The following is an 11,886-nucleotide window of genomic DNA, read 5'->3' on the forward strand; positions in this document are numbered from 1 at the left end:
GGTATTCTGCTCCCGATCCGGCCTTGCTGGCCATCCCCACAACGATAAAGAGAGACACACGCGATGAGCAACGCCCCCGACTCCCGCCTGCCCGGCTTCCGCTCCTTCACCCCGGAACAACGCCTGGCCGAGGTCGCCCGCCTGGCCGGCCTGACGCCCGAGGAGCACGCCCTGCTCGGCCAGCCCGGCGCGCTGCCGCTGGCCACCGCCAACGGCATGATCGAGAACGTGGTGGGCACCTTCCAGCTGCCCATGGGCGTGGCCGGTTACTTCCAGTTGAACGGACGCGACGTGCTGGTGCCGATGGCGGTGGAAGAACCCTCGGTGGTGGCGGCCGCCTCCTTCATGGCCAAGCTGATCCGCGAGTGCGGCGGCTTCCAGACCTCCAGCAGCGCGCCGTTGATGCGCGCGCAGATCCAGCTGATCGGCATCACCGATCCGCACGGCGCGCGCCTGGCGATCCTCAAGGAGCGGCAAGCCATCCTCGACATCGCCAACAGCCGCGACCAGTTGCTCAACAAGCTGGGCGGCGGCTGCCGCGACATCGAGGTGCATGTCTTCCCGAACACCCGCCGCGGCGCCATGGTGGTGACCCACCTGATCGTCGACGTGCGCGACGCCATGGGCGCCAACACCGTCAACACCATGGCCGAGGCGGTGGCGCCGCATATCGAGAAGGTCACCGGCGGCAAGGTGCGCCTGCGCATCCTCTCCAACCTGGCCGACCTGCGCCTGGCGCGGGCGCGCGTGAAGGTCTCGGCCAAGGTGCTGGGCACCGAACAGTACAGCGGCGAGGAAGTGATCAACGGCATCGTCGACGCCTACGAGTTCGCGGCGGTCGATCCCTACCGCGCGGCCACCCACAACAAGGGCATCATGAACGGCATCGATCCGGTCATCGTCGCCACCGGCAACGACTGGCGCGCGGTGGAGGCCGGCGCCCACGCCTACGCTTCCCGCAGCGGCCACTACACCTCGCTGACGCACTGGGAAATCGCCGCCGACGGCGACCTGGTCGGGACGCTGGAAGTGCCGATGCCGGTCGGCCTGGTCGGCGGCGCCACCAAGACCCACCCGGCGGCGCGCGCGGCGCTGAAGATCTTGCGCGTGCAGAGCGCCCAGGAACTGGCGGAGGTGGCCGTGGCGGTAGGCCTGGCGCAGAACATGGCGGCGCTGCGCGCGCTGGCCACCGAAGGCATACAGCGCGGCCACATGGCCCTGCACGCGCGCAACATCGCGCTGGCTGCGGGCGCCAGGCCGGAGGAAATGGATTGGCTGGTGCAGCAGATGGTGGCCAGCCACGACGTGCGGGTGGACTACGCCAGCCAGTTGCTGGCGCAAAAACGCGCGCAATGAGATTCTGGTCCAGAATGACGGGCAGCACCCACGAGCAGCCATCAGGCCGCCGATAAAAACCAAAGGAGACAGCACCATGAAAAAATCCATCGCGCGCGGCCAGGGGCTGCGCCTTCTCGCCGCTTCGCTGGCCGTGGCCGGCGCGTTCGCCGCGGGCGCCGCGCAGGCCCAGGTATCGAACGACGCCGTGCGCATCGGCTTCATCACCGACATGTCGGGCCCCTATGCCGACACCGACGGCGCCGGCGGCCTGGAAGCGATCCGCATGGCGGTGGCCGACTACGGCGGCAAGGTGCTGGGCAAGCCGATCGAAGTGATGTCGGCGGATCACCAGAACAAGGCCGACATCGCCGCCACCCGCGCCCGCGAGTGGGCCGACGAACGCGGCCTGGACATGCTGGTGGGCGGCGTCAATTCCGCCACCGCGCTGGCGATGAACAAGGTGATGGCGGAGAAGAAGCGCGTCTACATCAACATCGGCGCCGGCAGCGCGCGCCTGACCAACGAGGAATGCACGCCCTACACCGTGCACTATGAATACGACACCGTGGCCCTGGCCAAGGGCACCGGCCAGGCGGTGATCAAGCAGGGCGGCAAGTCGTGGTACTTCCTGGAGGCGGACTACGCCTTCGGCCGCGCGCTGGCCACCGACACCGCCGCCGTGGTCAAGGCCAACGGCGGCACCGTGGTGGGCTCGGTGAAGCATCCGCTGTTCGCCTCCGACATGTCGTCCTTCCTGCTGCAGGCGCAGGCTTCCAAGGCGCAGATCCTGGGCCTGGCCAATGCCGGCGACGATACCGTCAACGCCATCAAGGCTGCCAAGGAGTTCGGCATCACCAAGACCATGAAGCTGGTGGGCCTGCTGATGGTGATCAACGACATCCACGCGCTGGGCCTGGCCAACGCCGAGGGCCTGATGATGACCGACAGCTGGTACTGGGACAAGGACGAAGCCTCGCGCAAGTTCGCCAACCGCTTCTTCCTGAAGATGAAGAAGATGCCCAGCACTCACCAGGCTGCCGCCTGGTCCGCCACCACCACCTATCTCAAGGCGGTGGAAGCGGCCGGCACCGACGACTCGACCAAGGTCATGGCGCAGCTGAAGAAAACCAAGATCGACGACTTCTACAACAAGGGCTACATCCGCGCGGACGGCCGCAACATCCACGACATGTACCTGTACCAGGTCAAGTCGCCGGCCGAATCGAAGAGGCCCTGGGACTACCTGAAGCTGCTGGAAACCATTCCGGGCGAGCAGGCGTTCACCACGGTGGCGGAGTCGAAGTGCAGCTTGTTGAAGCAGTGATCTGAAACAACGTTCATCGATAGGCGACGAACGTCACTGGGTCCCCGCTTTCGCAGGGACGACGGATAGCGGGATGACACGAACGCGCGGCGCTGCAAGCCGCCCCCCCCCTGTCGTTCCTGCGAAAGCAGGAACCCAGCGTCGTTCAGCGGCCATCGATGCACGGCCAACATCACTGCCCTCCACTGTCGTCCCTGCGAAAGCGGGAAACCGGCGACCTCAACAGCACAACGCAACACCCGCGCACGCCCCACCCCGTCAGGCTTTCGTCAGCACGAAGCGCTTGCATAAGCCGGTGCTTCGGCATACTCTTGCAATCCGCCGCACCGGCGCCGATCCGTTTTCCATGCAAACGGCCTCCGGCACAATATTCCCGGCCCTGATCCGTCATTACCGCTGCCAGTCCAGGCAAGCGGACACGCGCACCTTCCTCGCCCGCCGCCTCCACAGCGGCGCGCATGCGCACCCTCGATAAAAGAAAACGCCAAGGAGTTCATTTGAACAACAAAGACAACACCACAGTTGCCTCCGCAGCCAGCAGTTTCACGCCCTACCAGAAGACCGTGGTCGGCCTGCTGGCCTTCCTGCAGTTCGCCGTCATCCTCGACTTCATGTTGATGTCCCCGCTGGGCGCAATGATCATGCCCGACATGAAGATCAGCGCCCAGCAGTTCGGCCTGGTGGTATCCGCCTACGCCTTCTCGGCCGGCATCTCCGGCTTGCTCACGGCCGGCTTCGCCGATCGCTTCGACCGCAAGCGCCTGCTGCTGTTCTTCTATGCCGGCTTCGTGGTCGGCACGCTGTGGTGCGGCATGGCGCAGAGCTTCGAAAGCCTGTTGATCGCGCGCATCGTGACCGGCCTGTTCGGCGGCGTGATCGGCTCCATCGTGCTGGCGATCTCGACCGACCTGTTCGCGCCGCAACTGCGCGGCCGCGTGATGGGCATCATCCAGACCGCCTTTGCCGCCAGCCAGGTGCTGGGCATCCCGATCGGCCTGTACCTGTCCAACAACTGGAACTGGCATGTGCCCTTCATCGCCATGGCGGCGCTGGGCCTGGCCGGCGGACTGGTGGTGACCTGGAAGATGCAGCCGGTGGATGGCCACCTGACCATCAAGCAGGAGCGCAGCGCCTTCGCGCACCTGCTGCATACCGTCACCGAGCCGCGTTACCTGACCGCGTTCGCCACCACGGCGCTGCTGATGACCGGCGGCTTCATGCTGATGCCCTTCTCCAGCGCCTACCTGGTCGGCAACCTGGGCATCGACCTGCACCACCTGCCGACGGTCTACATGATCACCGGCGTGTTCACCATCGGCTTCGGCCCGCTGATCGGCCGCGCGGCCGACAAGGTCGGCAAGTTCCGCGTGTTCATGTTCGGCGCCGTGCTCTCGATCATCATGGTGCTGATCTACACGCACCTGGGCCCGGTCACGGTGCCGATGATCGTGCTGATCAACGCCGTGCTGTTCCTGGGCATCTTCTCGCGCATGATCCCGTTCCAGGCGCTGGTGTCGTCGGTTCCGGCGCAGACCCAGCGCGGCTCCTTCAACGCCATCAGCGCGTCGATCCAGCAGCTCTCGGGCGGCATCGCCTCGGTGATCGCCGGCCACATCGTCACGCTCGGCCCGGACGGCAGGCTGGCCAACTTCGACGTGGTGGGCTACGTGATCGTCGGCACCACGCTGGCGGCGTCGGCGCTGGTGTGGCGGCTCAATCGGGATGTGCAGGTGCGTGCGGCACAAGCTGCTGCAGCAAAGGCCGCATAAGCGTCCGGTAGCGAATGAAAAAAAGGCGGGCATCATGCCCGCCTTTTTCATTCGCATCGCCTTCGCCTTTTCAGCATCGTCATCGCCGGTGCTTGCCCCTCTGGGTTTCGCGGGCCAGCTCCGCTGAATCCTGCGCGCGTCGCTTGGCAGATCCCGCACGGGATATCTGCGCTATCCTCTTCACCACCTCCGTGAGCGCTGACTGGATTTCAGGATCGACCTTGCGGTAGGCGGCGATCAAATCGCCTTCGCCATTCGACGCCTCAATCACACTACGCCTTCCGCTCAGGACATAAGGAACATCGAGGCCGATCTCAGCGATCCGATGGAGGTAGTAAGCATCGGGGCCGGTCTCGCCTAGTTCGTATTTGATCTGCGTGCGCGCTGTCATTTCGAAGCGCTCGGCCACCGCCATCTGTGTGTGACCACAGCGATTGCGCTCCTCAGCCAAGCGCTCGCCAAGTTCTTTCAAATATTCACTTTTGTTCGATGTCATATGAACAAGCATCCCCTTAGAATCAAGCTATCACTTTGCTGAAGGAATGCATGTTATGGCACCGAAGGAAGAGATCGAGCGCACACCTCGAAATGTCTACGCACGTCTAGTACATTTTCGACTGTCGGAAAGCGACTGGAAGCCAACTTCCTGGCCGCCGACACCTACCGCTCCCGCGCCCTGTTTCTTCGCCTCATGTATTTGCGAGGATTGAGAGCGTACAAGATCCAGCTCCTCAAAGAGCTGATCGATGCACAGTGAACGCCCAGGTTCTATGACCGCGGAAAATGCTTCTGCAGGAAGCGGGCCACCGTCTCTAACACCAGCTCCGGTTTCTCCCGATGTGGGACATGGCCACAGCCCTCAAACATCACATACTCCCCCTGCCCTTCGAAAGCCCGCGGCAAGTTCGCGATCATCTTCGGATGCAGTTCCGAGCCGAACTCGTCCCGGTCGCCATGCATCGCCAGCACCGGGCATTTCACCCTGCGCAAGTCGTCTTCCAGTGACCAATTTGCGAACTCCGGCGAGAGCCAGGTTTCGGTCCAGGCATCGAGCACCCACTGCGCCTTCTCCAGGTCGCTGCCGTGGTATTTCGCCAGCCGCGCCAGCTGCGCCGGATCTTCGAAGTTCTTCCCGGCGGCGCGTATGCCGTCCAGCGTGCGGTCTTCGACAAAGGCTTGCGCGGACTCGGTGATCACTGCGGCGATGCGGTCGGGGAATTGCGCGGCGGCGACAATGGCCATGCCGCCGCCGACGCTGTGGCCGAAGAGGATGGCGCGTTCGATATCAAGATCGTCCAGCAGTGGCAACAGCGCGGCGCCGGCTTCATCGCGAATGAAACTCTGCTCTATCGACGCGCGCCGCGCCGCCGAGCGGCCGAAACCGGAACGATCATAGGCAATCACCTGCCTGCCGGAGCCGCTCGCCAGCCGCTGTGGAAGATCGCGCCACAACTCCACCGCGCCGAGCGAGTCGTGTAGCAGGACCAGGGGCATGCGCACCATTCCCGATATTGAGGCATTCCACAAGCATGCGTGAAGCTGCCGTCCGTTCGCATCGGCCAGTTGCCGCGTCGTCGAATCCATGCTCATCCTCAAAGAAAACTGTGATCATTGTGCATCAGGGGCGACAGGCGGAATGTCGCGCGCGACACAATCGCCATGAAAAACCGACGGCACAAAAGAAAAGGCGCACCCGAGGGTGCGCCTTAATCAGCATTCAAGAGGTATGTCTCCCCCTTAATATACCCGACACGCTGTCAGCCGAGGCGACGTGCGAGCCGGTGTATCTTGAAGAGCGCATACGCTGATGCTTCACTACGTCGCCATCAGTGATGCGCGCCGCCACCGAGGTAGGCGGCTTGCACCGCCGGGTCGTTTTGCAACTTGTCGGCGGGGCCATGTACAGAGATCTTGCCATTCTCCAACACATAGCCGTAATCCGCAACATTCAGCGCAGCGGCGGCGAATTGCTCAACAAGCAACATTGTCACGCCCTGCTCCTTCAGGCGCGAGATGATGCGGAAAACTTCTTCCACCAGGATGGGCGCCAGGCCCATCGACGGTTCGTCGAGCAGGATCACTTCAGGGTTCAACATCACGGCGCGCGCCATGGCGAGCATCTGCTGTTCGCCGCCGGAGAGCGTGCCGGCCAATTGCGTCTGCCGCTCCTTCAGGCGCGGGAAAAGCTCCAGCGCGCGCTCCAGGTCGTGGGCGATGTCGCCCTTGGGACGGGCCCGGGTGAAGCGCGGGAAGGCGCCCAGGAGCAGGTTGTCGGTAACGCTCATCGTGGCGAATACGCGACGGCCTTCGGGCGAGTGCGCCAGGCCGAAACGCGCGATCCGGTGCGAGTCCAGGCCGGTGATGTTCTTGCCGCCCAGGGTGACTTCGCCGCCCTTGGGCTTGATCATGCCGGAGATGGCGCGCATGGTGGTGGTCTTGCCGGCGCCGTTGGAGCCGATCAGGGTCACGACCTTGCCCTTGGGGACGTCCATCGAAATGCCATGCAGCACTTCGACCTTGCCGTAGGCGGCGTGCAGGTTGGAGATGGTCAGCATGTTCAGGCTCCCGCGGTGCTTGGGTTGTTGTCAGGGGCATCGCCCGCGCTGCCGCCCAGGTAGGCCTCGATGACCTTGGGGTCGGCCTGCACCTGGGCCGGCTTTCCTTCGGCGATCTTCTGGCCGAAGTCGAGCACGGTGACGGTGTCGCAGATCGACATGACCACGTCCATGTGGTGCTCGATCAGGATGATGGTGATGCCCGCTTCGCGGATCTTGCGGATGATGGCGACCAGCTCCTTGATGTCGGGCGCGGTCAGGCCGGCGGCCGGCTCGTCCAGCAGCAAGAGGCTGGGGTTCAGGCCCAGCGCGCGGCCGATTTCCAGCAGGCGCTGCTTGCCGTACGGCAGGTTGCGCGCCTCTTCGTTGGCCAGGTCGGCCAGGCCGATGAACTCGAGGATGGCGGCGGCGCGTTCGCGCGCCTGGCGTTCCTCGCGCGCATAGCGCGGCGTGTTGACCATGACGTCGACCACGTTGCTGGCGAAGGTGTGGTGCAGGCCGACCAGCACGTTCTCGGTGGCGCTCATCTCGCCGAACAGCTGCACGTTCTGGAAGGTGCGCGCCACGCCGCCCAGGGCGATGGTCGAAGGCGTGCTGCCGGAGATCTGGCGGCCGTCGTACTCCACGGCGCCGTCGGTCGGACGGTAGATGCCGGTGAGCACGTTCATCATGGTGCTCTTGCCGGAACCGTTGGGGCCGATCAGGCCGTGCACGGTGCCCTTCTTCACATCCAGGTCGACGCGGTTCAGCGCCTTCAGGCCGCCGAACTGCATCAGGATCTGGTTGACCTTCAGCAGGGTCGCGCCTTCGTCCTTGACCGAGTCGGTGGTGATGACGGCGCGTTCCTTGTCGCCGGCGATCTGCTGGGCGACCGGCACATGCTTGGTCAGCACGCGGCCGAACAGGCTGCGGCAGAAGCCGACGATGCCGTCCTGCAGGTAGTAGACGACGAACAGCGTCATCAGGCCGAAGATGGTCAGGCGCCAGTCGGTGATGTTCTCCAGCTGGTAGGAGAACGCCGCCATGGCGACGGTGGCCACCACCGGCACGGCGATGCCGCGCACGGTCTTGGCTTTCTTGATCACCGCGACCGCGGAACCGGCCACCACGATCACGGCCAGCACGGTCGCGATCTGGCGGAACAGTTCGATGTCCGACAGCAGGCTGGGCAACATGACCACGATCAGCGCGCCGATCAGCGAACCGATGCGCGACTTGCGGCCGCCCATGATCACCGCCAGCAGGAACAGGATGGTCAGTTCGAAGTTGTAGGTATTGGGCGAGATGTACTCTTCCGAATACGCATACAGCGCGCCGGACAGGCCGGCCAGCGCGGCGCTGATGATGAAGGCGTAGACCTTGTAGCGGTACACCGACACGCCCATGCAGTCCGATGCGATCGGGCTGTCGCGCAGCGCCTGGAAGGCGCGGCCGAGGTTGGACTTGAGGATGCGGTGGACCACGCCCATGGCCAGCACGGTGAGGATGGCCACCAGATAGAAGAACTGGACCTCGGTCATCTTGGCGCCGTCGATCATCGGCTTGGCGACCTTGATGCCGAGCGGGCCTTCGGTGAGGAAGGTCATCTCGTTGATCAGGATCTGGATGATGGTGCCGAAGGCCAGCGTCACCATCGCCAGGTAGGGGCCGGTGACGCGCAGCGCGGGCAGCGCGAGGATGGCGCCGAACACGGCGGTGATGGCGATGGCGGCCGGGATGGTGACCACGATCGGCATGCCGAGCTTGAAGAACAGCACGCCCGCGACATAGGAGCCGATGCCGAACAGACCGGCATGGCCCAGCGAGACCTGGCCGGTGTAGCCGACCACGATGTCCAGCCCGAACAGCAGGATGGCGTAAATGAGGATGGTTTCGATCAGGTGCAGATAATACGGATTGTGCACCACCAGGGGAATGCCGCCGAGCGCGGCGATGCCCAGCAACGAGAGCAGCAGGATTTTCTTGTTCATCGCATCAGACCTTCTTGATCGCAGTTTTGCCGAACAGGCCTGCAGGTTTCACGGCCAGCACCAGGAGCAGCAGCAGCAAGCCGGGAACTTCCTTGTAGCCGGTGGAGATGTAGAAGCCGGTGACGGTCTCGGCAATGCCCAGGATCAGGCCGCCGACGATGGCGCCCATGCCCGAGGTCAGGCCGCCGATGATGGCGACCGCGAAGGCCTTCAGGCCCAGCGCCGCGCCCATGGTGGCGCCGGTCAGCGTCAGCGGCGCCACCAGCACGCCGGCGAACGCCGCAGTGGCCGACGACAGCGCATAGGAGAAGGTGATCACCATGCTGGTGTTGATGCCCATCAGGCCGGCGGCGTCGCGGTCGTTGGAGGTGGCGACCACGGCCTTGCCGTAGATGGACTTGCGGTTGAACAGTTCGACCGCGGCCATGATCAGCAAGGCGCCGATCACCACCAGCACCTGCATCGGCTGCACGTTGGCGCCGAAGATCTGGAACGGCGTGCCGGAGATCGGCATGGGGAAAGGCAGGTCGTCCTTGCCCCAGATGTTCTCGGCGACGTTCTTGAAGATGATGGCCAGCGCGATGGTGGACATGATCCAGCCGAATTCGGACTTGATCTTGATGGCCGGTCGCACACCGATCCATTCGACGAACATGCCTTGCAGCGCGCCGAAGACGAGGACGATGGGGATCATCAGCCAGTAGTTCAGGTAAGGTCCGCCGTGGATGTTGCCGACCACGGAGAGGCCGACCAGCGCGCCCAGCATCAGGGCTTCGCCCTGGCCGAAGTTCAGCGTGCCGGAAGTGGCGAAGGTAAGTTGGTAACCGAAGGCGATCACGGCATAGATCATGCCGAGCGCGATGCCGGAAAAGACCAGCTGTAACAGGATATCCATTGTATTTCCCAAGAAGCGGCTACCGCCGGGTGGCGGAGTTGACCTGCGCGAAGCGGGCGGCGCGAGGCGACGACTGCGGCCGCGCCGTTACCAATCCGTCAACAGATCGTGTGAAAAAGGCCAGTCCCCGGATCGCAAGGACTGGCCTCTTCGACTATCGACTACTGTTCGTGCTGAAGCAGTTGCTGATTATTTGCCGAGGACGACGCGGCCGTTGCGCACTTCGCCCATCACGACGCTGCCGGCCTTGATGGCTTCGTGGTCGTCACGGGTGAACGGCTTGTCATAGGTGGTGACCACGCCTTCGACCTTGGTGTTCAGGCTTTCCAGCGCTGCGCGGACCTTGTCGCCGTCGGTGGTGCCGGCTTGCTTGATGGCGGCGGCCAGCAGCAGGATGGAGTCATAGCCCTGGGCGGCGGACACGGCCGACGGCATGCGATCGATCTTGTAGGCCTTTTGATAGGCTTCGATGAAGGCCTTGCGCTTGGGGGTATTGCCGTCCTGGATGAAGGTCTGCGGCATGCGGGCGCCGTTGCCGTTCTTGCCGGAGTTGTCGATGAAGTTGCCCATCGACAGCGGCCAGCTGCCGATGATGGGCACGTGCCAGTTCAGCTTCTCCATGCCGTTGGCGATCTGCGCCAGCTCGGGGCCGATGCCGTAGGTCAGCACCACCTGCGCGCCGCCCTGCTTGGACTTGAGCAGCTGGGCGGTCATGTCGACGTCCTTCAGGTTGTACTTCTCGACGGCGACCGGGGTGATCTTCTTGGCGGCCAGGGCCTTTTCCAGGTCTTCGCGGCCGAGCTGGCCGTAGTTGGTGGAGTCGGCCAGGATCGCGACCTTGGTGTACTTCTGCTTGTCGATGGCTTCATCGGCCAGCATCTTGGCCTGGATCGCATCGTTGGCCGAGGTGCGGAAGATGTAGTTGTCCTTGTCCTTCTCGAACTGCTTGGTCACCACGGTGCCGGTGGCGACGTTGGTGATGACGGGGATCTTGGCTTCCTGGTAGAAGCGCTGCGACGCCAGCGCCACGCCGGTGTTGGCGTAGCCGACGGTGGCCACCACCTTTTCCTTGTTGATCAGTTCCTGGGCGATCTGCACGCCGCGCTCGTTCTTGGCTTCATCGTCGCGCTCGACGATCTGCAGCTGGCGGCCCAGCACGCCGCCGGCGGCGTTGATCTCGGCGACGGCCAGCTTGACGCCGTCGCGCATGGAAACGCCCATGGGGGCGGAGCCGCCGGTGTAGGGACCGGAAACGCCGATCTTGATGGGGTCTGCGGCTTGCGACGACATTGCGAACGTCATCAATGCGGCGGCTACCAAGGCTTGGGTCTTGTATGTCATGTCTTCCTCCAGGATTTAATTGTCGGCTAGCACATCGGTTGGCGGGCTTAGCTCTGTTTGGAATCCGCTTCATCGTGAAGCGGGTTCTGCTCCCTCCGCTCTTCTGGCGGATCTTGCAGGGAGTGTCGGGCCGATTCTGTCGCAGTTTCCTTTCGCAAAGCTTACAACTTTGTCAGGAGCTGTCGCAGCGAATCGGGCAGCGCTGTTGATTTTTCCTTCTTGAAATCGACCCAGACGATTTTTGCACCGCCATCAGCATAAATGATCTGCTGGTCGGCAGCGTCGCGGATGACATACGTAGTTTCCACACTCGTGCGCCCCATCTGCCCGGCGAACATCTCGATCGAGATGCTGGCCGGATACTTCATCTGGCGCCGGAAGTTGCAGTGCGCATTGACGATCACCGGCCCTTGGTCGGCGGCGACCGTGGGGCCGAAGGCGTCCTCCAGCCATTCGATGCGGCACTGCTCCATGAAGCGGAAGTAGACGGTGTTGTTGACGTGGCCGAGCGCGTCCATGTCGCCCCAGCGTATGGTCTGCCGGGAAACGTGCAGCAGCTTTTGCTCCAGATGTCCGTTCTGCTGCGCATTGGCGTTGTTGTCGGGGTGGCTGCTCATCGATGGTCCTCTCTTGTCTTTGCGTTTGATTCAACTGTGGATTCAATTCTTTTCATCTTGACGGCCGGGATGGCGCG

10 protein-coding genes are annotated in these 11,886 nt (G+C 63.6%); 3 read left to right on the forward strand and 7 right to left on the reverse strand.

Going from position 1 to position 11,886, the window contains the following annotated elements; genetic code table 11:
- Nucleotides 1-63 precede the first annotated feature (63 nt).
- The 3 genes from Herbaro_RS14190 (at nt 64) to Herbaro_RS14200 (ending at nt 4,431) form a co-directional block, all read left to right on the forward strand.
- Nucleotides 64-1,356 carry a hydroxymethylglutaryl-CoA reductase, degradative gene (locus tag Herbaro_RS14190; RefSeq protein WP_275010272.1) on the forward strand — a complete coding sequence of 431 codons (1,293 nt, stop codon included), beginning with the start codon at nt 64-66 and terminating at the stop codon, nt 1,354-1,356.
- Nucleotides 1,357-1,432: 76 nt separating this feature from the next.
- Nucleotides 1,433-2,662 carry an ABC transporter substrate-binding protein gene (locus Herbaro_RS14195; protein ID WP_275010273.1) on the forward strand — a complete coding sequence of 410 codons (1,230 nt, stop codon included), beginning with the start codon at nt 1,433-1,435 and terminating at the stop codon, nt 2,660-2,662.
- 497 nt (nt 2,663-3,159) lie between these two features.
- Nucleotides 3,160-4,431, forward strand: coding sequence for an MFS transporter (locus tag Herbaro_RS14200; RefSeq protein WP_275010274.1), 1,272 nt, complete (start codon nt 3,160-3,162; stop codon nt 4,429-4,431).
- A 79-nt stretch (nt 4,432-4,510) separates the two neighbouring features.
- On the opposite strand, the gene Herbaro_RS14205 is transcribed toward Herbaro_RS14200, so the two are convergent.
- The 7 genes from Herbaro_RS14205 to Herbaro_RS14235 form a co-directional block, all read right to left on the reverse strand.
- Nucleotides 4,511-4,927: a helix-turn-helix domain-containing protein gene (locus Herbaro_RS14205; protein ID WP_275010275.1), complete on the reverse strand. Its 417-nt coding sequence runs from the start codon at nt 4,925-4,927 to the stop codon at nt 4,511-4,513.
- A 272-nt stretch (nt 4,928-5,199) separates the two neighbouring features.
- Nucleotides 5,200-6,015: an alpha/beta fold hydrolase gene (locus tag Herbaro_RS14210; protein ID WP_275010276.1), complete on the reverse strand. Its 816-nt coding sequence runs from the start codon at nt 6,013-6,015 to the stop codon at nt 5,200-5,202.
- Nucleotides 6,016-6,257: 242 nt separating this feature from the next.
- Nucleotides 6,258-6,986: an ABC transporter ATP-binding protein gene (locus Herbaro_RS14215; RefSeq protein ID WP_275010277.1), complete on the reverse strand. Its 729-nt coding sequence runs from the start codon at nt 6,984-6,986 to the stop codon at nt 6,258-6,260.
- 2 nt (nt 6,987-6,988) lie between these two features.
- The gene (locus tag Herbaro_RS14220; protein WP_275010278.1) at nt 6,989-8,956 is read right to left on the reverse strand and encodes a branched-chain amino acid ABC transporter ATP-binding protein/permease; all 1,968 of its coding nucleotides are present in this window, start codon (nt 8,954-8,956) and stop codon (nt 6,989-6,991) included.
- Nucleotides 8,957-8,960: 4 nt separating this feature from the next.
- Nucleotides 8,961-9,851 carry a branched-chain amino acid ABC transporter permease gene (locus Herbaro_RS14225; protein WP_079214416.1) on the reverse strand — a complete coding sequence of 297 codons (891 nt, stop codon included), beginning with the start codon at nt 9,849-9,851 and terminating at the stop codon, nt 8,961-8,963.
- 189 nt (nt 9,852-10,040) lie between these two features.
- Nucleotides 10,041-11,192, reverse strand: coding sequence for an ABC transporter substrate-binding protein (locus Herbaro_RS14230; RefSeq protein WP_275010279.1), 1,152 nt, complete (start codon nt 11,190-11,192; stop codon nt 10,041-10,043).
- Nucleotides 11,193-11,353: 161 nt separating this feature from the next.
- Nucleotides 11,354-11,809, reverse strand: coding sequence for an acyl-CoA thioesterase (locus Herbaro_RS14235; protein ID WP_342456494.1), 456 nt, complete (start codon nt 11,807-11,809; stop codon nt 11,354-11,356).
- Between the last annotated feature and the right edge of the window lie 77 nt (nt 11,810-11,886).

Origin of the sequence: Herbaspirillum sp. WKF16 (assembly GCF_028993615.1) — a bacterium.
Taxonomy (GTDB): domain Bacteria; phylum Pseudomonadota; class Gammaproteobacteria; order Burkholderiales; family Burkholderiaceae_D; genus Herbaspirillum.

Coding starts and splice junctions, on each gene's coding strand:
- Herbaro_RS14235 (WP_342456494.1), bottom strand. CDS start 11,809: ATGAGCAGCCACCCCGACAACAACGCCAATGCGCAGCAGAACGGACAT.
- Herbaro_RS14190 (WP_275010272.1), top strand. CDS start 64: ATGAGCAACGCCCCCGACTCCCGCCTGCCCGGCTTCCGCTCCTTCACC.
- Herbaro_RS14210 (WP_275010276.1), bottom strand. CDS start 6,015: ATGGATTCGACGACGCGGCAACTGGCCGATGCGAACGGACGGCAGCTT.
- Herbaro_RS14195 (WP_275010273.1), top strand. CDS start 1,433: ATGAAAAAATCCATCGCGCGCGGCCAGGGGCTGCGCCTTCTCGCCGCT.
- Herbaro_RS14215 (WP_275010277.1), bottom strand. CDS start 6,986: ATGCTGACCATCTCCAACCTGCACGCCGCCTACGGCAAGGTCGAAGTG.
- Herbaro_RS14225 (WP_079214416.1), bottom strand. CDS start 9,851: ATGGATATCCTGTTACAGCTGGTCTTTTCCGGCATCGCGCTCGGCATG.
- Herbaro_RS14220 (WP_275010278.1), bottom strand. CDS start 8,956: ATGAACAAGAAAATCCTGCTGCTCTCGTTGCTGGGCATCGCCGCGCTC.
- Herbaro_RS14230 (WP_275010279.1), bottom strand. CDS start 11,192: ATGACATACAAGACCCAAGCCTTGGTAGCCGCCGCATTGATGACGTTC.
- Herbaro_RS14205 (WP_275010275.1), bottom strand. CDS start 4,927: ATGACATCGAACAAAAGTGAATATTTGAAAGAACTTGGCGAGCGCTTG.